At 35.1% G+C, this 26,296-nt stretch carries 24 protein-coding genes; 20 read left to right on the top strand and 4 right to left on the bottom strand.

Going from position 1 to position 26,296, the window contains the following annotated elements:
• The 3 genes from GHT08_RS10860 to solA form a co-directional block, all read left to right on the top strand.
• Nucleotides 1-294: zinc ribbon domain-containing protein (locus GHT08_RS10860; RefSeq protein WP_163581433.1), on the top strand; the 294-nt coding region annotated here is incomplete at its 5' end.
• Nucleotides 295-826: 532 nt separating this feature from the next.
• Entirely contained in the window at nt 827-2,512 is a 1,686-nt protein-coding gene (locus tag GHT08_RS10865; RefSeq protein ID WP_163581434.1) for a DUF6612 family protein, read from the top strand.
• Nucleotides 2,513-2,548: 36 nt separating this feature from the next.
• The gene (gene solA, locus GHT08_RS10870; protein WP_163581435.1) at nt 2,549-3,682 is read left to right on the top strand and encodes an N-methyl-L-tryptophan oxidase; all 1,134 of its coding nucleotides are present in this window, start codon (nt 2,549-2,551) and stop codon (nt 3,680-3,682) included.
• Between the two features lie 297 nt (nt 3,683-3,979).
• On the opposite strand, the gene GHT08_RS10875 is transcribed toward solA, so the two are convergent.
• Complete coding sequence (locus GHT08_RS10875; RefSeq protein WP_163581436.1) at nt 3,980-4,423, bottom strand: GNAT family N-acetyltransferase; 444 nt, start codon at nt 4,421-4,423, stop codon at nt 3,980-3,982.
• A 434-nt stretch (nt 4,424-4,857) separates the two neighbouring features.
• On the opposite strand from GHT08_RS10875, the gene hxlR reads away from it, so the two are divergent.
• The 3 genes from hxlR to hxlB all read left to right on the top strand — a co-directional run bounded on the left by hxlR (nt 4,858) and on the right by hxlB (nt 7,115).
• Complete coding sequence (gene hxlR, locus GHT08_RS10880) at nt 4,858-5,226, top strand: transcriptional activator HxlR (protein WP_163581437.1); 369 nt, start codon at nt 4,858-4,860, stop codon at nt 5,224-5,226.
• Nucleotides 5,227-5,900: 674 nt separating this feature from the next.
• A complete protein-coding gene (hxlA, locus tag GHT08_RS10885; protein WP_163581438.1) occupies nt 5,901-6,542 on the top strand; it encodes a 3-hexulose-6-phosphate synthase in 642 nt (213 codons plus the stop codon).
• Nucleotides 6,543-6,557: 15 nt separating this feature from the next.
• The gene (gene hxlB, locus GHT08_RS10890; protein WP_163581439.1) at nt 6,558-7,115 is read left to right on the top strand and encodes a 6-phospho-3-hexuloisomerase; all 558 of its coding nucleotides are present in this window, start codon (nt 6,558-6,560) and stop codon (nt 7,113-7,115) included.
• Nucleotides 7,116-7,304: 189 nt separating this feature from the next.
• Here the strand turns inward: hxlB and GHT08_RS10895 are convergent, their stop codons facing one another.
• Nucleotides 7,305-8,177 (bottom strand): TetR/AcrR family transcriptional regulator, encoded by an 873-nt coding sequence (locus tag GHT08_RS10895; RefSeq protein ID WP_163581440.1) that lies wholly within the window; start codon nt 8,175-8,177, stop codon nt 7,305-7,307.
• A gap of 157 nt (nt 8,178-8,334) precedes the next feature.
• On the opposite strand from GHT08_RS10895, the gene GHT08_RS10900 reads away from it, so the two are divergent.
• The 6 genes from GHT08_RS10900 (at nt 8,335) to GHT08_RS10925 (ending at nt 14,289) form a co-directional block, all read left to right on the top strand.
• Complete coding sequence (locus GHT08_RS10900; RefSeq protein WP_163581441.1) at nt 8,335-9,840, top strand: DHA2 family efflux MFS transporter permease subunit; 1,506 nt, start codon at nt 8,335-8,337, stop codon at nt 9,838-9,840.
• 372 nt (nt 9,841-10,212) lie between these two features.
• On the top strand, nt 10,213-10,590 hold the full coding sequence (locus GHT08_RS10905; RefSeq protein ID WP_018932989.1) for a GntR family transcriptional regulator: 378 nt from the start codon (nt 10,213-10,215) through the stop codon (nt 10,588-10,590).
• Nucleotides 10,590-11,459 (top strand): ABC transporter ATP-binding protein, encoded by an 870-nt coding sequence (locus GHT08_RS10910; RefSeq protein ID WP_163581442.1) that lies wholly within the window; start codon nt 10,590-10,592, stop codon nt 11,457-11,459. The genes GHT08_RS10905 and GHT08_RS10910 overlap by 1 nt, the downstream gene beginning before the upstream one ends.
• Nucleotides 11,452-12,060: an ABC-2 transporter permease gene (locus tag GHT08_RS10915; RefSeq protein ID WP_163581443.1), complete on the top strand. Its 609-nt coding sequence runs from the start codon at nt 11,452-11,454 to the stop codon at nt 12,058-12,060. Before GHT08_RS10910 ends, GHT08_RS10915 begins: the two co-directional genes overlap by 8 nt.
• A gap of 18 nt (nt 12,061-12,078) precedes the next feature.
• On the top strand, nt 12,079-12,924 hold the full coding sequence (locus GHT08_RS10920) for a CPBP family intramembrane glutamic endopeptidase (protein ID WP_163581444.1): 846 nt from the start codon (nt 12,079-12,081) through the stop codon (nt 12,922-12,924).
• A gap of 174 nt (nt 12,925-13,098) precedes the next feature.
• Nucleotides 13,099-14,289, top strand: a complete 1,191-nt coding sequence (locus tag GHT08_RS10925; RefSeq protein WP_163581445.1) for an MFS transporter — start codon at nt 13,099-13,101, stop codon at nt 14,287-14,289.
• 182 nt (nt 14,290-14,471) lie between these two features.
• Here the strand turns inward: GHT08_RS10925 and GHT08_RS10930 are convergent, their stop codons facing one another.
• A complete protein-coding gene (locus tag GHT08_RS10930) occupies nt 14,472-15,881 on the bottom strand; it encodes a DUF4179 domain-containing protein (protein ID WP_163581446.1) in 1,410 nt (469 codons plus the stop codon).
• A complete protein-coding gene (locus GHT08_RS10935) occupies nt 15,874-16,401 on the bottom strand; it encodes a sigma-70 family RNA polymerase sigma factor (RefSeq protein WP_163581447.1) in 528 nt (175 codons plus the stop codon). Before GHT08_RS10935 ends, GHT08_RS10930 begins: the two co-directional genes overlap by 8 nt.
• Before the next feature lie 209 nt (nt 16,402-16,610).
• Here GHT08_RS10935 and GHT08_RS10940 point away from each other — a divergent pair, with 209 nt between their 5' ends.
• From GHT08_RS10940 to GHT08_RS10975, 8 genes are all read left to right on the top strand, one after another.
• The gene (locus GHT08_RS10940) at nt 16,611-17,552 is read left to right on the top strand and encodes an ABC transporter permease (RefSeq protein ID WP_163581448.1); all 942 of its coding nucleotides are present in this window, start codon (nt 16,611-16,613) and stop codon (nt 17,550-17,552) included.
• A gap of 22 nt (nt 17,553-17,574) precedes the next feature.
• Nucleotides 17,575-17,808 (top strand): nucleoside hydrolase, encoded by a 234-nt coding sequence (locus GHT08_RS10945; protein WP_272953894.1) that lies wholly within the window; start codon nt 17,575-17,577, stop codon nt 17,806-17,808.
• Nucleotides 17,809-17,987: 179 nt separating this feature from the next.
• The gene (locus tag GHT08_RS10950; RefSeq protein WP_163581449.1) at nt 17,988-19,754 is read left to right on the top strand and encodes a sensor histidine kinase; all 1,767 of its coding nucleotides are present in this window, start codon (nt 17,988-17,990) and stop codon (nt 19,752-19,754) included.
• Complete coding sequence (locus GHT08_RS10955; protein ID WP_163581450.1) at nt 19,732-21,216, top strand: response regulator; 1,485 nt, start codon at nt 19,732-19,734, stop codon at nt 21,214-21,216. The genes GHT08_RS10950 and GHT08_RS10955 overlap by 23 nt, the downstream gene beginning before the upstream one ends.
• A gap of 314 nt (nt 21,217-21,530) precedes the next feature.
• Nucleotides 21,531-22,832, top strand: a complete 1,302-nt coding sequence (locus GHT08_RS10960) for an ABC transporter substrate-binding protein (protein WP_163581451.1) — start codon at nt 21,531-21,533, stop codon at nt 22,830-22,832.
• A gap of 66 nt (nt 22,833-22,898) precedes the next feature.
• Entirely contained in the window at nt 22,899-23,786 is an 888-nt protein-coding gene (locus GHT08_RS10965; RefSeq protein WP_163581452.1) for a carbohydrate ABC transporter permease, read from the top strand.
• 14 nt (nt 23,787-23,800) lie between these two features.
• Nucleotides 23,801-24,670: a carbohydrate ABC transporter permease gene (locus GHT08_RS10970; RefSeq protein WP_163581453.1), complete on the top strand. Its 870-nt coding sequence runs from the start codon at nt 23,801-23,803 to the stop codon at nt 24,668-24,670.
• Between the two features lie 35 nt (nt 24,671-24,705).
• Nucleotides 24,706-26,274, top strand: a complete 1,569-nt coding sequence (locus GHT08_RS10975; RefSeq protein WP_163581454.1) for an alpha-L-rhamnosidase-related protein — start codon at nt 24,706-24,708, stop codon at nt 26,272-26,274.
• Nucleotides 26,275-26,296: the final 22 nt, after the last annotated feature.

Genomic DNA, 26,296 nt, shown 5'->3' on the forward strand with positions numbered 1-26,296 from the left:
GCATACAAAGTGGAAGCGTACGGCATCCAGGTGCACCGCCAAGAAGAAAGTTACACATCAAAAGCAAGTTTGGTAGACATGGATGAATTGCCCACCTATGAAAAGGGTGTTCCAGCGAAGGTTAGATTTAGTGGCCGCAGAGTAAAACGAGGGTTATATCGCACCAAAGAGAACACTTGCATCCACGCTGATGTGAACGCAGCGGGAAATATCATAAGAAAAGTAGTCCCTAACGCTTTTGCCGAGGGGATAGAGGGCGTCGTGTCTCGCCCACTAATGTTAAGCATCGGTTGAAGTTGATACATTAGAAACTCGTCACTTTAGTGATGAGAGGTTCATTTCATCTAAAATCTCCAATAAAAGTTTTTCTGCCATTTAACTGCACTCCTTCTTATTATATGTTTGATTATAGCATACTTGACGGATGTTTTGACATCACCTGCTATAAGGGGAGTGTGATGACTTTTGCACTTTTGCGAATGTAAGTTCTGTGTATTTTAGAATACTACTACAAATTGAAAGCAAGTATTTTGTTCATAAGCAAACGCAGCGTCATATGTGAGCTGTAATATAGAACCATATGCCGTCAATATGTAGAAGGAAAGTTATTTAAACATCCCTTCTATCTCAAATATTACCATGTTTCATGCTATAATCGAGGTAATGTTTAGGGAAAACAAGCTAAGGAGTAACTTCAGGTGGCTTTATGGAGTTTGTGTGTTATATAGTGGGACGATGATAAGTTACTTGATATACTATTTACTAGAATAAAGAGAAAATGATACATAAGCCAACGAGATACTATAATAATTCAGAGGGGACTTAGATGAAGTTAAAACTATTTTTTTTGTTACTATTATTGTTAACAGCCTGTAGCAATCAAACGTTATCGGAAGACGAAATATGGAATAAGACAGTAGAAAATATGAATCAATTAGAAAACTATTCTTTCCAAGGTACGATGGAACATATAGAAAAAAATAATCAATTGGAATCAGATTATGCCATTTCGATTGCTGGAGATAATCAAGTAGAGCCATTCGAAGCCACAATGGACACAACCTTTCAAATACATGATGAATCCCAACAATATAAAACATACTATATAGAAGATACCGTATTTTATGAGGCTGAATCTGAGGAAGAACAATTGATAAAAGTAGAATTAGATGATCAACTGACACAAGTTCCAGATATTCTGGCATTTTTAGATGAACACAAAGACCAATTGACATATCAAGAACAAGCTGAAAGCTATCAGTATACTTATGCTTCAGACTCCGAACAAGAATCATCCATTCTTTCGTCGGTTTATCCTCAGATACTATCATACGCAGTGTTTGAAATGCTTGCAGTTGAGGTAGTGCTAGAAGATATGAATATAGATAATTTAGTAGTTGATGTCGATATTGATAAGGACGATTATGTTATTTCAGAAATCGATATTGCGTTCGAAGGTAAGGGAAAACAAGCAGACGCGCTTACTATAGCGCAAACAGTGGAATATCAACTTTTTGACCATAATCAAGTAGAGGAATTAGCTATTCCTTATGAAAAAACAGAAAAAGCTGTTACTTTTATGGAATACATACAGGGTCAAACGGAAGTAGCACAAGAGGAAAGAGAAAAGGAAGCAATTGAAAATGAAAAGAAATCACTCGGTCATACGCATGGTAACCTTATGAACGGTGGACGTTGGGCTACGGATGGGGAATGGATCTATTATTCGATATTTAGTGATGGACTTTTTCGCATGAGTATGGACGGGACACAAAGACATCGGATAACTGAAAGTGAAGCAACCCACATTAATATTGTGGATGATACATTGTTTTTTATTGATAAAAGTAATGAGAATAAGCTGAGTAAAATAAATAAAGGCGGAACAGCAAAAGAATTTATAAATGATGTATCTGCTAAACATTTAATTGCGACGAAAGAGTGGTTATATTTCATTGAATTGGATGAGTATTATCATTACCCATTATGGCGAGAAAAACATGATGGCTCTTATGGAGAAAAGGTTGTAAATAAAGCGAGCGACTTTATGTTAAATGGAGATAATATGATTTATACCAAAAATTCGGATTCATTGTTGTATTTTCGTGATCTCCAAGAAGATATATATGAGCACACAGAGGAAGAATTTTTCGAATTAGAATCCCCTCATTATCTTATGAAAGATGAATGGCTATACTTTGAACATTGGAAAGCTGACAATAAAATTTATCGAAAAAATATCGAAACAGGAGATACGGAACCATTAACAGTAAATAGCAGCTATAGTTTTAATATGAGTGATAACTATATATTCTATGTCAATGACAATGATAATTTTAGCCTATACCGATATGACCTTTCATCTCAAGAAGAAAAAAAGCTAGTAGATGGTGAAGTACATTATATTCATATTATAGAGGATGAACTATTTTTTGCCCACATGCCGGGACCTAATGCAATAGATTGGTACCGAATGTCATTTGACGGGGAACAACAAGAAAAAATACAATAAAAAGATATAGGAACTAGAAAAAAAGAGGTGTTAATCATGCAATATGATTCGATTATAGTTGGAGCAGGCTCGATGGGAATGGCAGCAGGTTATTATCTAGCCAAACAAGGAAAGAACATTTTATTAATAGATGCAGGAGATCCACCACATACAGAAGGTTCCCATCACGGAGAAACGAGAATAATCCGGCATGCATATGGTGAAGGGGAAAGTTATGTCGAAATGGCTTTGCGTGCTCAATCGTTATGGGAGGAGCTGCAGGCAGAAACCGATCGGAATATATTTGTGCCAACAGGTGTGCTCAATATTGGTAAGGAAGATTCTGCTTTTATTCAAAATGTACGAAATAGTGCTCTAAATTATCAATTAGATGTTGAAACTCTAACAGCAGCAGATATTAATTCAAAATGGCCAGGATTTGCTATTCCAGAAGGATTAATGGGCTGTTATGAAGTAAACTCTGGTGTGTTAATGAGTGAAAATATTATCAAGACATATCGAGAGCTAGCAATTAAGCATGGCGCTGTCCTAAAAGTAAATGAACCAGTAACAAATATTGTGATGGAGGAAAATCAGGTTACGGTTACGACAGAGAAACAAAGTTACAAGGGAGCAACATTAATTTTAACACCTGGAGCATATGCAAAGCAGGCCCTTGCTAATCTTGGTTTAGATTTACCGCTAGAAACAGTGCGTAAGACTTTTTCATGGTTTGCAGCAAATGAGGAATTGTATGCAGACGACCATTTTCCTGCTTTTAGTTTTGCTTTAGATCATGCTACCTATTATGGTTTTCCAAGTGTTGAAGGAGCAGGTGTTAAAATCGGCAGGCATGATGGTGGTGTGAATCGGGATATCCATAAACCAATTGAGCCGTTTGGAACATATACCGAAGACAAACAGGATGTCTCGATGGTGGCAGATCATTATTTTTCCAAAATTGATGATCACAAGGTGGGAAAGGTTTGTACCTATACGAATACACCAGATGGGGATTTTATCATCGACTGTCATCCTGATTATCAGCATGTTGTATTTGCTTGTGGTTTTTCGGGGCATGGATACAAATTTAGTAGTGTTATCGGAGAGTCTCTAGCCAAACTTGTAACCGAGGAACAACCGTTAGTCGATATTACGCCATTTGCTAATGAACGGTTTTTAACTGAGTGACAGATACGAATCTATCTTTATATGATAAGGAAACTAGAGTTGGATTGAATGGAATTCATAGTGATTATAATAGGTTTGTTCATTTTGTTGTTCACGGTAGATAAAATAAGGATACGATATTTTTGGGTCGAACAGAGAAAAGCTTCAGAAACAACTGGGTAAAAGTCGCTTGATGTAGTGTTAGTTATATTTTACAAGGTGTAATTCTGGAATGAAGTATATAAAAAACCGATAGCTGCTGATGGCTATCGGTACTATATTTATCTCATTAGCAAATAAATATTACGCTTGATCGTATTAAGCTAAATGTAATTGATAATGATAAAATTGTGAATCCCGTAGATATCCATTTTTTTTATATAGTCTTTGAGCAGAGTAATTATCTGGTGCAGTGCTTAAAGTAATACTATTAGCACCCGTTTCAATAGCGTAATCTTTTGCTTTATGTAAAAGCATTTCTCCTATTCCTAATTTTCTACTTTTTGCATCCACGTATAAATCATTTAATATCCATTCTTTTTTCATAGAGATCGATGAAAATGTAGGATATAGTTGAGTAAAACCTACATACTTTTCATTGTCTTTAGCAACAAATATAACAGAATCTTTGTTTTGTAAACGTTTTTCTATGTATGATTTAGCACTTTCTATATCTGATGAATGCTGGTAAAACACGCGGTACAAATTAAATAAATACGACACACCCTCTAAATCTTCTTTCTTAGCTTGATATATTTCCACTAATTTTTCTCCTTCCTATATTTTTGTTTGTAAAAAAGACAGTGTAGACTAATAATCAGTCCATTTGCCACAGTTACTAATATTTTTCTACAACTTCATTCTATTTTAACATATTTTTTCCAGACGCCATCTAGAAGAACCTCAACAATATGCTCCAATTATTAGAATGTATCGTGTTTATCACGTTGTTAACCTTCTGTAAAAACCGCACTGATAATAGTCTCACTTTATGCTACTTCAACGAATAATTTATCAAACCACTCTTTCCAATTGCCTATCTTAAAAGCTAGCGAAGTTAATAGCTTGAAAGATTAGGCAAAATTCAATAAAGTGACACCGGTATTAATTTATGTTTTCATATCCTTATAAGGTTATAAATTGCACGCAATATAATGAAGTACTTTCCATAATTTCTTGATAAAGGATGATATAAAATGGGACATGTATGCGGAAAGACATATAACTGCGAAAAAGAATTAACTCTTGCAGTTATCGGTGGTAAATGGAAAATATTGATATTGTGGCATTTAGGTAAAGAAGGAACCAAACGTTTTAGCGAACTTAAATCGCTAATGCCGGGTATCACACAAAGAATGTTAGTCAATCAATTAAGAGAGTTAGAAGAGGATCGGATTATTCACAGGGAAGTTTACCCAGTAGTCCCACCAAAAGTGGAATATTCTTTAACCAACCATGGCCAAACTTTGATGCCTATACTTGATTCATTATACGAGTGGGGTAAAAATTATATGGAGGTTGCATTAGAGGATCGAGACGATATAAAGATATTAGAAAATTCCTAAGGAAAACATCTGTCATGATTTATCATGACAGATGTTTTTTTATAAGGGCAAAATGTATATAACCCTTGGTATCACAACTTTTATATAAAGTAAATTGGAAAAGGTTGTTGTAAAAGGCAAGGTTAGTTATTCAGATGTTTTTTCACTTTGTAAAAATAGCTACTGCAAATCAACGGATACGGCTGATCTTTTCGCTCATTGGCTAGCTTTAATTTAAGTACCAAAAATTACACGCATGAAATTAAAATGGTACTAAATAGTCAATTAAGTACCAAAAATAGAAATAGTTACATCAAAATGGTACTTAAAACAGGTTTTAGTACCAAAATGAACCTTCCTGAACACTAAATTGGTACTAAATCATAAAACACCCAACACCTTCTTGTTTAATACCTCAAGTGTATGTATATCTAAGAAGTTTCAGTTTTCGTTCTCACGGTTCTAAAGTCTGTAAGAGCCCCACTTCAAGCTTCAAGTAATACAAAGATAATTTTCAGGTATAACAAAGACGATTACAATCTGATAAGTCAAAACCTCCAGTATCATGATCTCACTTTATAGATACTTAGTGAATTTTTTGTAACTATATGAGATTAAAGTGCGTACTTCCGCTTCTTTACATGTCATTTTACAATAGAGATGTATCAGAAATTACAATAGTAGGAGTGAAGAAAATGGAACTTCAATTAGCATTAGATTTAGTTAACATTCCGGAAGGTAAAGAAGTTGTAAATGAGGTACAAGACCATATCGATATCGTAGAAATCGGTACACCTGTTGTGATAAACGAAGGATTAAAAGCTGTGAAGGAAATGAAAGATGCATTCCCACATTTAAAAGTATTAGCTGACTTGAAAATTATGGATGCTGGTGCCTATGAGGTGATGAAGGCTTCTGAGGCAGGAGCAGATATTGTAACGGTGCTTGGTGCGACAGATGATGCAACCATTAAGGGAGCTGTTGAAGAAGCGAGAAAGCATGGCACCAAAATTCTTGTCGATATGATTAATGTAAAAGATCTTGAGCAACGCGCCAAAGAAGTAGATAATCTAGGTGTTGATTATATTTGTGTTCATACAGGATATGACTTACAAGCTGAGGGAGAGAATCCATTTGAGCAGCTTGAAGCGATTAAGGCTGTTGTGAAAAATGCGAAAACTGCCGTTGCAGGAGGCATTAAATTAGCTACGGTTCCAGAAGTTGTCCAATCACAACCTGATCTTGTCATTGTAGGTGGTGGCATTACAGGCCAAGATGATAAAAAAGCTGTAGCATCTGAGATAAAAGAAGTTATAGATAAAGAGAAGATTGGTTAAAAGGAGGAGTCTATAATGCAGACTACTCAATACATGTTAACAGTTATCGATGAACTGAAGCGTACAGCAAATCTCACAAAAGATGAAGAAGCAGAACAGCTATTGGATGCAATGACGCGAGCTCATAAAATATTTGTTGCTGGTACAGGAAGATCAGGGTTTATGGGAAAATCATTTGCCATGAGATTAATGCACATGAATCTAGAGGTCTATGTTGTCGGTGAGACGGTAACACCAAGCATAGAAAAAAATGATTTGTTGATTATAGGTTCTGGATCAGGAGAAACGAAAAGTTTACTAGCAATGGCTGAAGAAGCGAATAGCATTGGTGCAACTGTAGCAGTTGTTACAACATCTACTGAATCTAGTATTGGTAGCTTGGCGAACATTTCTGTGAAAATTCCTGCTAAAGCAAAGGCAGATAATGAGGGAAAGCACGATACGATTCAACCAATGGGTTCGTTATTTGAACAATCTTTATTACTATTCTATGATTCATTGATATTAAAATTGATGAAGAACAAAGAATTACAAGGTAGTTCGATGTATACGCAACACGCTAACTTAGAGTAGCTATTGAAAGGGCGAGCCAAAAGACGAGATCATATTCCTTTGGCCGTCCTTTTTTACATGTTATGTTTAAGAATTAAAACCATAATAAAACCTTTATTTCAGCTCTTTCTATTAATCAACTAATGAAGAGAAGCACCTTAAAATGTGTCTTACCCTCCACTTATGGAATTCTCTAAATTTCGTTTATCATCATATCGTTTTCAAATAATTCCACACCGCATTCGTAAATAACTGTACCTGCGTGACCATAGTTGTCCCCTCAAATAATTGAAGAAATGGTTTCAGCAGTTTCTTGACAACAATCTTCCGTACACGTTCACTTTCTAATTCACTAACGATCACGTCAAAAAGATCCTGCTGCTCTTCATTAAAATCATGTTGCGCTTGCAATTGCTCTGCCATTTCCATTACCTCGGATTTCGTTACCACTTTTTTATGGACATTTCTATGAAGTAAGTCAATTGCATAATTGTTTAAAAAACTACTATTTTTCTTTTGCATCTCTGGTATAAGTACTTCTACATAAGACAAAATAGTTTCGATTAATTCATGTAAGGAAAATTGGCTGTTTGTAAGATTTAATGTAAATAGCATATACTGCAGCATGCCAAAATACAATACCGTTGCCTCTGTCGCATATTCTCGAATATCTTCTCCGATAACATCAACGAGACGATTCGCTAGCCATTCCATTTCGATCACTCGATGCTGCAACACTAGTTTTTTTAAATCTGCTTGATCAGAAGATAGAATATTTTCAAATAGCGTCCTTAAATTTTTTTCCTCATTCAGCTTCATGATGATAGTAATTTGTTCAATTAACACTTCTCGATCTTGTGGGTCTTTTCCAATTTGTATGGCAACTCTTTGTTGGCTTGCATCATAGCGAATGTTTTCTAATATTTCAGCAATACAATCATTTTTAGAAGAGAAATAATTGTAAAATGTACCTTTAGATATGTCGGCTTTGTCTATAATTTCTTGGATGGATGTCTGTTGAAAACCTTTTTCGATAAACAAGTTTAAAGCAATGTCTGCTACCTTTCTTTTACGCTCGTTCATAATATCCTCCTGTCCTCTATATGGAATAGTATACGTTTCTTAACCCATAAAAACAATATTTTTATACTTTTGGTACAAAAATATTGCAAAAATTGAACTGTAGGTATAAAATATTCAAGTACTAAATATACTAAGTAAAGATAAGAAGGGAAAAATTATGAATACACAAATAAATAAGACACCATATTTAATGATCAGTATTTTGTTTATCGGTGCTTTCGTCTCGTTTCTAAATAATTCATTATTAAATGTAGCACTGCCATCGATTATGGTTGATTTAGGAATTAAAGACTATTCAACGGTACAATGGCTTGCGACAGGTTACATGCTTGTTAGTGGAGTATTAATACCAGCATCAGCATTTTTAATTACACGTTTTTCAAACCGTAGCTTATTTATTACTGCAATGACAATATTTACGTTAGGTACAGCACTAGCGGCTTTTGCACCTAACTTTGGAATTTTGTTAACTGGACGTATGGTTCAAGCTGTAGGTTCTTCTGTAATGGGACCATTATTAATGAACATCATGTTAGTAAGTTTTCCGCGTGAGAAACGTGGTGCAGCAATGGGTATTTTTGGTATGGTGATGATCGCCGCACCAGCCATTGGACCAACATTATCAGGGTATATTGTTGAATACCATGATTGGCGATTACTTTTTGAAATGATTTTGCCATTAGCTATTATCAGTTTAGGGCTGGCGATTTGGAAGTTCCAAAATGTTATGGAGCAAAATAAAGAAGCCACACTTGATTATTTATCGCTTGTATTATCCAGTCTCGGTTTTGGTGGCGTACTATATGGAGTAAGTAATGCAAGCTCACAAGGTTGGGATGATACGATCGTGTTAACAACATTGATCGTAGGTGGTATTGCGTTAATCTTATTTGTGATACGTCAATTAAAATTGAAGGAACCATTGTTAGATTTACGTCCATATAAGTATCCTATGTTCGCACTCGCATCAATCATTATGATTGTTAATGCAGTTGCTATGTTCTCAGGTATGATTTTAACACCTGCTTACGTTCAGGATGTTCGGGGTATTTCGCCACTACAGTCTGGCTTAATGTTACTTCCAGGTGCGATTATTATGGGGATCATGTCTCCTATTACAGGAAGGCTTTTTGATAAATTCGGTCCACGTATTTTAGCGATTGTTGGACTGACTGTTACAGGGGTATCAACTTATTTGTTGGCACATGTACAAATTGATTCAACCTATACGTATATTGTTCTAGTTTATTCTTTAAGGATGTTTGGTATGGCGATGGTAATGATGCCAATCATGACAAATGGTTTGAATCAGTTACCAACATCGTTAAACCCACATGGTACTGCGATAAACAATACGGCACAGCAAGTATCAGGATCAATCGGAACTGCTGTTATGGTAACCATTATGAACTCTGTAGCGACTTCAGAGGGTGAAAAATTAATGAGTGGAGTTGATCCAACTACATTAACAGAAGCTTCAACAGCTTCCATGACTCAACAAGCTTTACTCAGTGGAATCCAGTATTCCTTTTATGTAGCACTAGGCATCAATATCGTCGCGCTCGTACTTTCCTTATTTATGAAACGAGTGGATACAAGTGATAAAGCGGTACGAGAAATAGAGAAGCAAGAAACAAGCACGTTAGAACCAGCAATAGAATAATAACTGAAAGGCGTAGTACCTACATTTTCATCTGTGGGCACTGCGCCTGTTTAGATAATGAGAATTGTTAAGTTGCCAGAAAAGTAGCCGAAGTTGCCAGTAAAATCGAAAAGTAGCCGAAGTTGCCAGTAAAACCTAGTAAATAGTCGAGCAACTTTCCACATCTTCAAAAGGTACTACCTTATAACAAATTATAGGACCGTCAGTTATGTTGCGCCGATTCTTGGTAGCTCACTATTCCTTTATTCGAGCGAATGCAATTTTTTAATAGGTATTTTCAAATTATTTTACAATTAATAGTTGTAAAATAATTATTTTTTGTGTATATTGTATATAAAGTATATATACAATATTATTAGTGAGGTTTTTTGCATGCAAATAATAATTTCGAATAATTCAAAAGAACCAATTTACGAGCAAATATATGCTCAAATAAAGACACATATTTTGAAGGGTGAATTGCAAGTAGGACAACCGTTACCATCCATGCGTCAATTAGCAAAGGATTTAGATATAAGTGTGATTACGACAAAACGTGCCTACGAAGAATTGGAGAAGAATGGATTTATTTATTCCATTGTGGGAAAAGGATCGTTTGTTTCAGAGCAGAATAATGAAATGATTAAAGAAAGAAAAATGCAAGTCATTGAAGAACAATTAACGGCTGCTATTCAAAATAGTAAAGAAATAGGTGTAAGTCGTACAGAACTTATAGAGTTGCTCACCATGTTATACAGGGAGGAAGAATAATGGAAAATGTAATAGAATTACAAAATGTCAATAAATCTTTTAAAGGTTTTCAATTAAAAGATTTTTCTATGACGGTTAAAAAAGGGTTTGTAACGGGTTTTATTGGTGGAAATGGTGTAGGGAAATCAACAACTATTAAGCTGATTATGAACCTACTACAGCCTGATAGTGGAGCGATTTCGATATTTGGATTGAATTATAAGCAACATGAGAAAGAAATTAAACAGCGAATTGGTTTTGTTTTCGATGATAATATCTTTTATGAGCATTTAACATTGACAGAAATGAAACGAATAATAAAACTTGCCTACTCTAATTGGGATGACAACCTTTTTCGGTATTATGTCGAACAATTTGAACTACCATTAAATAAAAAGATTAAAACATTTTCAAAAGGAATGATGATGAAGGCTTCGTTAACAATAGCTTTATCCCACCATGCAGAGTTAATTGTCATGGATGAGCCTACATCTGGCCTGGACCCAGTTTTTCGCAGAGAGTTTTTAGATGTATTGCATCGTTTAATGGAAAATGAGGATAAGACGATCTTTTTCTCCACTCATATTACAACAGACTTAGACAGTATTGCAGACTACATTACATTTATTGATAAAGGTCAACATATATTTACGAAAGAATCGACGCAAATTGAAGAAGAGTATGCGATTGTTAAAGGAGAAAGAGAACTGTTAGATGCTGATACGAAAAAGGAATTCATCTCCATTCGTAAGTCAAATCACGGTTTTGAGGCGTTAACAGCAAATAAAAAACGTGTAGAAGAAGTGTTTGGTCAAATGGTTTTGACTGAAAAACCATCGCTTGAAGATATTATGTTCTATACGAAAAAAGGAGCGGAGTGGCATGTTTAATTTAGTGTGGAAGGATTTGGTTATGCAAAGGAAAGGGGTCATCATATTGTTGCCTGCTTTATTCGGTTATATAGTGTTTAATCCAACATACACTTTTTTAGGGTTCGTATTTAGCGTTGTCGTTATACAGGATGTTTTTGCTAAGGATGAGCATTCATCCATCAATAAGTTACTTAATTCGCTTCCATATACACGGAGAGAAATCGTCAGTTCCAAATATATAGGAGCTATTATTTTCACTTTGTTAGTAGCTTTAGCAATGATTATTGGAGGTGCGCTAATTCACAGGGAAATACCTGCTTGGAAAGAAATCATGTTAATGGTTAGTCTATCGCTACTAGCTGTTTCATTCATTTTTCCATTTTCATATAAATTCAAATCGCAATATATCTTAAAAGCTTTTCTAGTTCTTTTTGTTGTTTATTTGCTAGTTATGAGTATTTTTATCCATAATTTGAATGATATTTTAAGAGAATTTGTACAAACGATCTTAACCTTGCAAGATCCTTCTGTGTTTTTAGTGATGATATTGTCTATTATGGTGCTATATATCTTTTCATGGTTACTTTCGATTCGCATTTATAGAAATAAAGTATTTTAAAATAGGAGGTGTACTACGATGCGGTGGGGCGTTTTATTAATAGCTGGATGGGCAACGATAACTGGTGGGCTGTTTCTAGGATCGTTAACAGGAACGGTTGTAGCTGAACAGTTTGGTTTTACTAGAAATTATCGGTTATTGACGCAAGGTCTTGTCATGACAGGAGTCGTTGTCCCAATTATTTTATGTTTGTATCAATATTTCTACCGAATAACAGGTATTAAGCCAAAGAAAGCAATGTATAATTGGAAGAAAACTTATCACTTTTTTACTGGGCTGTTGCTAGCTATTGGTTTAGCTTTTTTGGGTATTTTCCTTGCCACCTCTTTTGGCTGGATCTCGATAGAAAAATGGCATACCCCCGATCAATGGCTGATGGCACTACTTGTTAATATAGGTATTGCCTTTTTATATGAGGCATTACCAGAAGAACTCGCTTTGCGTGGTTTTTTGTTTGATGTTTTACGTCATCGTTTTGCTACTTGGGCTGCCGTTCTATTACAAACACTGTTATTCCTTTCTGTTCCATTAACCACAACATTACTACAAGTACTGATTGGGCTGGCACCTGGGAATAATATTAATGGTGGATATATTATGCTGATCCTTTTGTTCGGTATTTGTTTGCAGTTACTGCGTCTCTGGACGGGAAGCTTGTGGACAGCAATAGGTTTTCATTTAGGATACTTAGAGATCACACGATTTGTCGTTAATAATAATTATTACGGTTCGTCGATTTTAAGTTATCAAGAATCTTTTCCTGGATTAGGTGTTTTATTTATATCGCTCGGAATGATAGTAGTTGGTGGTATTGTAGTTTCTCTTTTCATTTTAGGTATGAAGCGGTTGTTGCAAAAAAATTAGGTTATGGTTGCTGAAGTCTCCCTTTTGTGAGTGATCTCTTTTTGGTTATTTGATGAACTACAAACTGGTAGTTATCTGTTATTTTTACAATAAACATCTATAAGTAAAAATACTAGACATGAACGTGAGAATTTATTAATATGATCCTTTCGGTAGAATAGCAGGGGGGATTATATGAATCCATCAAAAAAATCATGGGTACTTACTTTTTTTATGATTTCAACGTTTGCTGTTGGCATGACAGAATATGTGGTAACAGGATTGTTAACCCAATTTGCTAGAGATCTAGATGTAGCGGTATCCACTACAGGATTGTTACTAAGTGTTTATGCCATCAGTGTAGCTATATTTGGTCCGATACTTCGGATGTTGACGATTAAAATATCACCTCGACCTTTGTTACTGGCACTAATGGTAGTATTTATTATTAGTAATGTAATGGCTGCATTGGCCCCTAACTTTGAAATACTATTGCTCTCGCGGTTATGCTCTGCAGCAATGCATGCTCCATTTTTTGGAATTGCCATGTCCGTAGCTATTTCGATATCTCCACCAGGTAAGGGGCCACAGGCGATTGCTTTGGTTCAAGGAGGATTAACAATCGCCGTCATGCTTGGTGTTCCGTTTGGCTCCTTTCTGGGTGGTATGTTTCATTGGCGCTATGTATTTTGGTTTATTGTTATCATGGGAATCATAGCACTTATTGGTATGCTCTTTACCACTCCTAATGTCAAATCAGACGTGCCACCAATATTGAAAAACGAGTTAAAGGTAGTAAAAAACAAAAGTGTTATGCTTGTAGTTGCAATCATTGTTTTCGGTTTTTCAGGTGTCTTCACGGCATACACCTTTCAAGAACCTATGTTGCGAGATATCGCTGGTTTTGACGTTACAAGAATAACCATCGCGTTATTGTTTTTTGGGGTTGGAGCGGTTATCGGAAATTTCGTGTCTGGAAGAGTGTCACCAGAACAACTTACCAATCGATTGATACAAGCGTTATTGGTATTAGCTGTTGTATTAGCGTTATTTACATTCTTGATTCCGTATGCACCGTTTGCTTTTGTCATGGCATTTTTATTCGGAATCGGAACGTTCGGTACAACACCTTTATTAAACTCAAAAATTATCCTCGGTGCAAAAGAGGCACCGGCATTGTCAGGAACTATAGCAGCTGCTGTGTTTAATTTGGCCAATAGTCTCGGTGCTACATTTGGAACATTACTGCTAAGTAGTGGTATTAGCTATCGTGGTATAACATTAACAGCTTCAGGGATGATCTTCTTTGGCTTAGTTCTTGCTCTATTAACCAATCGTAGGGAAGATAAATCCCTCTATCAAGTGGAAAAACATGAGAACATATGAGAAGAAGAACCCAGTGACACCTTACGGGGTTCTTCATCATATCGTTTGCAAATAATTTCACATTCCGTTCTTATATATTGGTAATGTCCTATCTATAAAAGCACTGTTGTCTACACTAAAAAAGATTCCGATCAGCCTTCTTTCATGACCGGAATCTTTTAGTTGAATGATCAGTTTTACATCTAATCTTGTTCATGTTGGTAAGCTTTTCTTATCCCGTCTATTGTCTTTCCTTTAAAAGTTGCCTTATCAACAATCTCCCACTCATCTTTTTCTGTTAATTGATAAATATGGTTTGTGCCATTAAATTCTTTGTATATGATATATGCTTCTTGTTCATTTGCCTTGTTTATAAAGGCAGTGGGCTCAATCATTTCATCATCTGTTTGGGGAAGCGAACGATAAAAGCTGCTGGAAAATTCTCCGCCAAATACAGTCACTGCTGCAAGTTGATATTGTGCAGGGTCAATGGAAACGTAATTAGCCCACTCATCCTCAAGCACATTCCAAGCGTATGTTTGAAAATCGATTTTCCTTAGAGAATGATCTTTATTTAGATTGGTTGTATCTTTTTTTATCGCTACAATATTCTTAGGTGCTAGATCAACAGTTATAGCTAAGTCTGACAGTTGTTCTTGCTCCATATCCGTAATCAAAGTAGGAATAATCGTGATTTCTTCTATTCCTTTTATTGGTTCAAAGGCTCCCCGTAATTGTACAATATCTTTATTAAAAGGTGATAAGTGGAGTCGCTTCTTTTCTTTGCTATCTATTTTCTCGAGCTTTTCCCCGTCATAGTAGATCTCAAGGTCCAATTTATCTTCTCCATACAAAGGTGTAGTAATTTCCGCATCGATGACGATTGTACTTGGAGTTGTTGTAAGTTCATTAATAGCAAACTGGTAGTCATCAATCTCGCTAGTTTGATTAGGTTCATAGATAGCAATCGTATTATTTCGCTCTATGGGCATGTTGAAGCTCCACTCTCCTGATGTCCATAATACCTCTGAAAATGTTAGTTGAGCAGTAAACTTTTCGGGTAAGGGTTGATCCACACTGATTAACCCAAGTAGCGAATCACCTTCACGGTGCCAATTTTCATCAAGATTGGAAACGGGTTGTTGATCAATAGTAAGTTGATATGCCGAACGAAAAATTTCTTGAAAGCTGTCAATCTCCTTTTCTGTTTTTTTAGAAAGATCAATGACATAGCCGATCGCAAAACGATTGTAATCATAATAAATATCGGTTACAGTAATTGAAATTCCTTGATCAGTCACGGTTTCTCCGATTTCGGTTGTCATATTGTTACGACTAACATATTCCAAGCCAATATCATAATGACTTAATACCGAACCAATTCCAGGTATTTGCTGCAAAACACTCGCAACAACAGGGGAGAAGTAGGCAGAGCCAACTAGAGAGCAAAATAAAGTAGCTGCGATGACAATACTAATAAGTGCTTTATTTCGTAATGGAATAGTTTTTCTTGGTGTATTTTTAATAGCATTAGAAATAACTGTTTCTAATTCTTCATCTGGAACCGGGATCTTCTCAACCTTTTTATGAAATTGGTTAATCTCGTTATTCATTTGCACAATCCTCCTTTTGAAATTTTTGCCGTAGTCGCAGTAGCGTTCTATGCAGTGTTGATTTAACTGTGCCTTCAGGACATCCAATGATGATGGCAATTTCACGATCTCGATACCCTTCGAAATATTTTAAAATTATAATAGATTTTTGTTTTTCATCTAATTCGTCAAGCAAATTATATAAATCTATTTGTTGATCAAGATCAACAGGCTTGTCTGCTATTGCTTCCATTTGTTCGTGTATAATGGGGGTAACTTTGCGATGTTTGCGAATATAATCGATAGCAGCATGGATAACAATTTGTTTCAGCCAAGCAGATACTTGTGCACTATCACGTATGGTATGCATAGAAATAAAAGCTTTAAAAACAGCTTCTTGAACAATCTCTAACGCATCGGCTTGATTTTTTACATATAAATAAGCAATCTGATACATTTTAGTTCGTTCTGTTTGGAGGATGTTTTCCAATGCTTTTTTGTTACCTTTTTTAGCTTTTTGTACATCTTTTTTTGTATACATGTTGACCTCCTTTCGCAAACATGACGGATGAGTTATGCAAATCGTTCCATTTTGTTATGATTAATTTCACTATACATTAAATTAAAGTTATATGATGTCTTCTAACAAGTGTAAAAAATGAAACAACTGACATCATTAAAGAAACTTATCCTAATGACTTAAGTGTGACCTCCATCTTTTCATCTGAAGAGGAAGGTTTTTCTTACTCTTTGTATGAAGAAGTAGAAGCTGATCCAAGTATAGAAGCCTATTATTATACAAATGAAGTTGTTTTTCTTATATTAAATCTTCCTCGTAATCAGGGTGAATTATCAGAAGTCATATTAGGTATCACTGGAACAGATATTCAATATAGTTTTGATTCTGGAGATGTGAGGACAAATTTATCTTCTGCAAATGAGATGAGCGACAATGGGGTGATGCTTACCGAAGAAACGGCTAATAAGCTTGGGTATATTTTGGGAGACACAATCGTTGTAAATGTGTCAGACAATTTAACTGTATTAGATGAAAGAGAGTTTGCTATCGAAGGAATTATAACGAACGCAGATCATATCAATGATAAATATCGTTTGTTTACAACAAAGGAAAATATGGACACCATGTTTGGTATAGATACACTATACAGAGTTGAAATGAATATCCGTAATGATGAAGAAGTGGAAACGGTGGAATCAATTAAATCTTTACTTGAGGATCCCAGATATAACCATACGATGCTGTACGATCGTGCCAAAGAATTAGCAGATTTAGAAGAACAGTTTCTTCAGAGAGTTTTCATCTTATATTTAGCAGTTGGTATAATGATTGTAATTACGATGATTGGTTTAATAAATAGTTCGGCAAGTAGTATAAAAGAAAGATTAGAGGAGCTTAGTATGCTACGAGTACTTGGGAGTACAAAGAAAAGGCTAATCGCATTGTTATTATTGGAAGGCGCTTTGTTAACAGGAGCAGTTGGTATTCTGGCAGTAGGATTTTCTACTATATCAGCCTATTGTTTTATGGAAAACTTGAACGCTAATACGTTCGCCACATTACCTTATCTCCTAATTGGTTTGGTTGTTACTTCTCCTCTTATTGGTGCTGGAGCAGTATTATTTCCTGCACTATGGGCAACCAAGCAGGATCTGATGAAGGAATTACACTGATAAAAATAATAAATATGATCTCATAAAATATCGAATGGAAGGGCCATTACTAGTCGCTGTTGCAGATGATGAATCTATCATGACAGAGTCTCATGAATACTACGTTGATATTGAAATAAAGGGTGAATTAACAAGAGGATATAGCCTTGTTGATGTGAATAACAAACTGGACCAAAAGCCAAATGTCCGTGTTTGTGAAGCAATAGATCGTGACAAATTTAAAGAAGATTTGTTGATAAGTATGAATAGCCATTAAATAAAGTGAGACTATGGTGTATGGGAAGTAAAATACCCACGGATCATAGTCTTACTTTATTGCTACCATTATTTCATAAGGGAATTGACAATAGTTCATATAAATACCATACTTCAAATATAGTAATTCTCTGTTTTTATATTTCGTCATGATAATTTAGCAAACATAGGAGATTAGACATGAAAAAAATAAAGCGTTTACCTTTGGATAAATGGAAAATAAATAAGCTGAGGAGTAGGTTTCTTTTTGTACTCATTCTTTTATCAATACCGCCTATTTTTTTAGTAGGAGCAATTGCATATAATATCTCAGCAAATTCGATCGTCGAAAATTATACGAATTATTATAATGAACAGTTAAAAACATTTAATGAGCGGGTCGATTATGTGTTTAACAGTATTATTAAGATGAATCGCTATATCCTATCAAACTCAGATTTGCAGCAACTATTAACAAAAATCGGACTAGATGAGAATGAAAGGGTTGCTGCCTATGAGCTCCAGACCATTATTTCTGATTATATTGTTGAGCGAGAGTATATCGACTCTGTTTGTTTAGTTGATAATCAATATCGAGCTATCTGTAATGGTAGATCCGATAATTTAGGAATCTATGAAACAGATAATAAGGAAGTGATCGTACAACAATCTGAGTGGTTTGAACAAGCAGTATCGATGAGAGGACGAGAGGTGTTTTTTACATATAATGTGCTAGAACCTGAAGATGATCAATCTATTTCTACGGTAAAATGGTTGTTGAATCCCCAGGATAGGAATTTTGATGCAATGGGCTTTTTAATTATTAATTTTAATAAGTCATTGTTTCAAAATGAGAATGCCGTTGCTAAAGGACAAGAGTTCATTGTGACTGATGAACATGATGATCAAATGGAGATCGTGTATGCTAGTGATGATAAACTTGAGCAATATTTTAAGGAAAATAATAAAGATGCTATTAATAACATAATAGATGATGAAGGATTTATACAAAGTCAATTTCAAAATCGTACAACAGGATGGAACTTTATTCATATTATCCAAAAAGATGCTTTACTAAATGAATTACATTCGATCCGAAATATTACATTTCTGATTGCTTCTATTATTTCTATTGTAGCGATTATCTTATCAATTTTATTGTCAAAAACAATAACAAATCCGCTTAAGAAACTAAAAGTAATGATGATTCGGTGGTCGAAAGGAGAATTTGGCTTCTCTGAAAAATTTCCAAACGATGAAGTTGGACAAATAGGTGAAACCTTTAAAGAAATGGCAATTGACAATAAAGAGTTGATGGAAAATTTGAAACAACTTGAAGTAAGAGAGCGTGAGGCAGAACTAAGAGTGTTACAAGCGCATATAAATCCACACTTTCTCTATAATACGTTAGATTCTATTTATTGGATGGCTGTTATTAATCAGCAAAGTGAAATAGAAAAGATGTCTGTAGCGTTATCTGAAAGTTTTAAAATTATATTAAGTAAAGGAAAGACTGAGATCCCAATTCGTGAAGAGTTAAAGCATATCGACTACTACATGACGATCCAAAACATTCGTTATAATAATCGGTTTGACTATATTAGTGAGATTAATCCGGAGATAAACGATATACCTATATTAAAATTGCTTCTTCAACCATTAGTCGAGAATTCGATTTATCATGGTCTAGAGAAAAAAGTAGGGCCAGGCACCATTATTATAAAAGGAAGACACTATCATGACATGATTGAATTTGTAATTGCAGATAATGGTGTTGGAATTAAGGATAAAAAGGCTATTTATCAAGGTTACGGTTTAAATAATATAAAAGAGAGATTAAAATTATATTATGGTACATCTAGCTCATTTAAAATGAAAAGTTTGGCAGGCAAGGGAACGGTTGTGAAAATTAGGTACAATCCTAATGATAAAGGGGTTTATAAAGATGAAAGCAATCATAATAGATGATGAATTTATCGTATTAGAAGGTATGAAGAAAATGATTGACTGGTCTAGTTATGGGATAGAGATTGTGGGAACAGCAGATAATGGAGATGATGGCCTATCGTTGTTTGAAAAGCATCAACCAAATATTGTGTTTACTGATATTCGAATGCCAGGGAAAGACGGGTTAACCTTGGTAAAAGAAATATTACAACAATCTCCTGATGTGTTATGTATTGTCTTTAGCGGATTCAATGAATTCGAATATGTTCGCAGTGCACTTAAATTAGGGGTCATTGATTATTTGGAAAAGCCCATTACGATTCCAACAATCAAGGAAACACTTGATAAAATTTTAGATCATGTGCAAAAGCAACAAGAAATAGTTGAATTGAAAGAAAATGCAAACCAAACTGAACAAATCAAATTGGAAAAGATCACGATGGATCTATTGTTCCAAAATCCTAATAGTTTTGAAAATTGGCAAAGTCAACTAGCTGAAGACAGCCAGAAGGTGGTCGGTGTGATGGCCATCGTCCATGACTCTAGATCACTTCGATTACCAACACGTTCAGACAGTTACCTTGCTATCTCAATCAATACAGGGGTCAATAATATCCTTGTTGTTTACATGTATACCTCAGATACATCGATCATTTTAAAAGAGCTAAAAAATATTACGGTGGAAAAACAGGTTATTGGTATAGGAAATATGTGGAAAGATGTTGTAGAGTTACGTAAAAGCTATGAAGAAGCACTAAAAGCCTATAAATATGCTTTGTTTCGTCAGTTAAAAGGCATGCAATTATATGAAGAAATAAATAGAAATTCCAAATTATCAAAATATATTTCTGAAGAAGAGAAGGAAATTTTATATCATATTATTCTAGGTGATCATGAATTAGTCTATGAATCACTTGATAAACATTTTCAGGAGTTAGAACAAGAAACTTTGGAAACAAGTATATTAGAGGATGCCCTATTAAAATTATTTTATCTTTGTTTAGAAACACTGGAGGAGTCACAATATGATATCCAGAATAAGAATACGTTTCTTCCACAAACCGAATTACAAAATGTGAAGACAAAATCAGAATTAAGAGCTTGGATTTCGTCCAATATTGATTGGATCATTAATGCATCGGAAGAACACCAACGTGCTAAACAGAATCATTTGGTTGAGAAAGCATGTAAATATATCCATCGTCATTATAATCATAATATATCTTTGCAAGAAATTGCGGAAGAAGTTGGATTAAATCCTAATTATTTTAGTGCATTATTTAAAAATGTGATGGGTATGACCTATATAAAATATTTGACTCAATTACGAATGAAAATGGCAAAGCTGATGCTAAGACATGGTGATACCGTTGCAGAAGTTAGTCAAAACATTGGGTATGCAACATATAGACATTTTTCTGACACATTTAAAAGACAAACAGGTATCTCTCCTGGAAAATATAAGGAAGGTATATCTATTTAATGGTATACCTTCTTTTTATAATCAGCAAAGAAAGTATAAAAATAGGGTGCCTGTCTATCTCCGAGCGCCCAGAAACTAGGCGACTTCACGAATCGCCCTACGATGAATCATCACCGGTTCGTAAACTCACCGTGATTCCTTTATCTCAGTTGATTCGCTCCAGTCGCTACGTCTAAACAGGCGCTCTGCGCTTTTCTTATATAAAATCTTAAAAAAACAGACATTTTGCTGAAAAATAAAGCGATTACATTATCGTTTGATTGCGCTTACAATTGAGTTGTGATTATAAAAAGTGATTTGAAAGGGGTATTAGGATGAAATTGAAAGCAATACTTACAGTTACATTTGCACTAATGTTATTGATCATAGTCGGATGTAGTTCGAACAATGGAGCTAATGAAGATAATGAAAGTCAAGGAAATGCTAGTGATGATGTGCGTACTATAGATTTTATTACAGAGGATACACCAGATGTACAAGAGGCAAAACTTTTATCAGATTACGATGCTGAACGGCCAGACACAGATTTACAAATAGAAACAATCGAACAAAATAATATTTTACAACAAATATCTCTACTTGCAGCAAGTAATGATCTGCCAGAATTATTTAAATATGAATCCAATCAGCTTGGAGACTTGATTGATAATGGATCTGTATTAAACGTTGAAGAAGCATTTAACGAGTTAGGTATTGAAGATCAGTTAAATCCAGCCGCAGTAGATTTACTAAAACAACTTAGCGGTGATCGTGGATTATATGCATTGCCTGTTGAACTAAATATTGAAGGATTCTGGTACAATAAAGAAATTTTCGATGAGCAAGGATTGGAAGTTCCTGAAACTTGGGATGAGTTATTAGCGGCAAGTGAAACATTATTAGCTGCAGGTGTTCAGCCTTTCGCTGTAGCAGGTAAGGAAAGATGGCCGATTACAAGATTAATTAATGGTTATATTATCCGTTACTATGGAGCAAACGCGATGGAAGATGTGAGTAATGGAGATTTAAGCATAACGGACGAAGGATTTGTAGAGGCTGTTACCACGATACAAGATATGGGGCAAGCTGGTTATTTCGGCCAAGGTGTGAATACGATTGATGGGGACACAGCGTTAGATACATTCTTACAAGGGCAAGCAGCTATTTATTATAGCGGTAGTTGGGACGTAGCAAACTTTAATAACGAAGAAAGAAATCAAATCGGTATTGACAATATTGGTTTATTCAATGTGCCACTAGTAGAAGGCGGAGAAGGGAAACTTTCTGATTGGTCAATGAATGCCGGTCTAACGTTAAGTATTTCAGCGGAAAAATATGATGAACAGATGGCAGAATGGGTGAAGGAAGCATTCACTGGATATGGAGAAAGAGCGATGGAGGAAATGGGAATGGTGTCAGGTTTCACTGTAGAAAATATGCCAGAAGAAATTAGTCCATTAACAGAGTTAACGCTAGAAACAATTGATAAGGCTGAAAATGCTGCGCTTTGGTTTGAAGGAAGATTTAATGCAGATCAAAAATTAGTAGCAGAACAAAATGCACAACTATTAGTCAATGGAGATATGACACCTGAAGAATATTTAGAATCACTAGATGCAGAACTAACAGAGTGGTAGAGAAAGGGAGGTTAGATAACCTTCCTTTCTAAGTAATAAGATCTAACTGAATTTGAGGTGAATAGGATGCATAAGGTCTTAGGTGATCGCAAGGCAATATTATTATTTATTGCACCTGCATTAATCATATTTATGACACTGCTTTTTGTACCAATCATTTGGTCAAGTGTCTATACGTTTTTTGAAGGGTCATTAATTAAAGGTTTTGATTTTGCAGGCTTAAGTAATTATTTTGCGATATTTAATGATTCAGATTTTTATAACAGTTTATGGATCACCATTAAATTTACATTAGTAGTAACAACAGGCCAAGTTTTTTTAGGTTTAATGTTATCATTATTGTTCGTGTTCTATATCAAAAGAGCTTCTTTTTTAATTAGAACGCTAGTCTTTTTTCCGGTTGTTTTACCTACAGTGGCGATTGCACAATTATTCTCTAAACTATTTGAAATTGCACCAAATTACGGGTTAATCAATAGTTTATTAGCTGCTCTCGATATGGAGCAATTTATTGCACCATGGTTGGGACAGACAAGTACAGCATTTTGGATTTTATGTATTATGGAAATTTGGAAAGCTATGGGTTTCTATGCCGTTATTTTATATGCAGGACTAATGGATGTGCCGGAAGATGTCTTAGAAGCTGCTAAAATTGATGGAGCAAAAGGCTGGAAATTAACTCAATTTATCATCTTACCATTAATTAAGCCTATTCTGATTTCTTCTATTATTTTTAGTTTGAGTGGTACATTAAAAGTATTTGAGCAAGTTGTAGCCTTAACCAATGGAGGGCCAGGTAAATCTACTACCACATTATCTGTTTATATGTATCAACAAGCATTTACAAGTGGTAACTACGGTTATGGGAGTACAATTGCGTTAGTTTTACTTTTCCTTACTTTAATTATTACGCTTATTGTATATAGAGTGTCATGGAAGGATGCAACGAAATAAGGAGGGGATTTTCGATGGAATTAGCTGCAGCTAAACAGAAGAAAAAAGTTAACGCTAGACATGTAATGGCTAATGTATTGGGAAAATTACTCATTTTTGCTATTGTACTTATAGCTGTATATCCAGTATTTTGGTTGCTAATGTCTTCATTAAAGGCACCGGGAGAGTTCGGTGCATCACCAATGTATGCTTTGCCTGAAGGATTCTATTTTCAGAATTATGTGGAAGCATGGAATACTGGAAATATGGGCACTTATTTTAAAAATAGTATCATTGCTACATTTCCAGCATTATTCTTGATTATAATAATAGGAGCAGCAACAGCGTTTGCTATTGAAAAAATGCAATGGAAAATGAAAAAAGGGGTTTTGTTACTTTTTATTTCCGGTATTATGGTCCCGGTTCCAATTGTGTTACTACCACTTTTCACCATGTTCTTTCATACTGGTTTATTGAATAATCTATTTGGATTAATTCTCGTGTACGTTGCCTTCGGGTTACCACTAACTATCTTTCTATTTACAAGTTATTTCAAAGCAGTGCCAAATGAATTGATAGAATCGGCAGTTATGGATGGTGCAAACATTTACCGTATTTTCTTTTCGATTGCACTTCCTATGATTTTAAATGCTGTTGTAACGGTGGCTCTTGTTCAATTCTTCTTCGTTTGGAATGATTTAATTTTCGCAATGACCTTTATTAGTGATTCCGAATTAAGAACAATTCAAACAGGGTTAATGAGCTTTGCAGGGCAATATGGCCAAAGAGAATGGGGGCCAACATTTGCTTCGATCTCGATGGCAGTATTACCAACACTGTTTTTATATCTTTTCTTAAATCGAACGGTTATGAAGGGCATGACAAGTGGGGCTGTCAAAGGGTAAATTTAGTTTTAGAATTAGCCTAGGAGGTTTTAACTATGAGTATGCAAACACGTAAAGCAAGAACCATTGTGGAAAATAATGAGTTTAAACAAACAGCAGAAGCTGTAAAACCAACTTTTTATAAAGAAGAAAAAAGTCCGGAGCATGTGATAACCACGTACCAAGATAAGGATGCTATACATGGTTGGAATCTCAGAAAAGAAGGGGGATGGGAAGACCAGAAGGAGCAAGCATACGGAAAGAATGATTCCTTTATTGTTGATTTTAAAGACCATATGGTTGGCTATGTAACATTATCTTTAAAACCAGTTGGTAGTCCTCCTGATGCACCACTACATTTAAAATTAATCTTTGGTGAGATGCCGGTAGAGGTATCGGAGCCTTTTGATCAATATGATGGCTGGTTAAGCAGCTCTTGGCTTCAAGAAGAAGCTATCCATGTCGATGTGTTGCCGACTCAAATAACGTTGCCAAGAAGATATAGTTTTCGTTATTTAAAAATTACAGTTTTAGACACATCTCCTAAATATAAAGTAGTCTTTGATCAGATAGCTTGTGAAACGATAACCTCTGCCGATTTTCATAGAGTACCTACTTTAAATCATCCCGATCCTCAGTTAGCTGAAATAGATCGAATCAGTGTTAAAACGCTAGCAGATTGTATGCAAGATATCTTTGAGGATGGTCCTAAACGAGACCGCCGCTTATGGCTAGGTGATTTACGTCTACAAGCTTTAGCCAATTATGAAACCGTACAAAATAATGATCTTGTTAAGCGTTGTTTATATCTTTTTGCAGCGGTTCCTAATCAAAAGGGAGAAGTAGCAGCCAATTTATTTATAGAACCAAAGCTTATAGCAGATGATACTTATCTATTCGACTATTCTTTATTTTTCACAACGACATTGCATGACTATTATCAAGCAACGAATGATATCCAGACACTCCAAGATTTATGGCCTACTGCACTAGCGCAAGTTGAAAATGCATTGGATCGACTTTCAGAAGATAATATTGTAATCGATGATCCATCCTGGTGGTCTTTTATTGATTGGCAAGAACAATTAAACAAGCAAACCGCTTCACAGGCTATCCTCATCTATGCATTAAAAAAAGCAACTGAAATGGCGAAGATTATAACAGATCCTAAGTTGAATTGGCTAGAAGAAAAACTAACTACTGTCACCAATGCAGCAATCGAAAAGTTATGGGATAAGGAACAAGGTTTTTTTATAAGTGGTGAAGATAGGCAGGTTTCATGGGCAAGTCAAATTTGGATGGTAATAGCAGGTGTATTTGATAAAGAGAAGAATAAGAAACTATTACATCATTTACTCGAAGAGAATCCGACTGTAGGCATTAATACGCCGTATATGTATCATCATCTTGTCGAAGCTTTAGTCATTAGTGATAATCGAGAACTAGCGATCAAGTATCTGATAGGTTACTGGGGGAAAATGGTAGATTTAGGTGCTGATACTTTTTGGGAACTGTTCAATCCGGAAGACCTTACTTTTTCCCCATACGGAAGTCATTTGATAAATAGTTATTGTCATGCATGGAGCTGTACACCTACGTATTTAATACGAAAGTATAATCTATAATTTTTGAAATTAGGAGTGAAAT

The organism is Gracilibacillus saliphilus (genome assembly GCF_010994085.1).
GTDB lineage: Bacteria > Bacillota > Bacilli > Bacillales > Amphibacillaceae > Gracilibacillus > Gracilibacillus lacisalsi.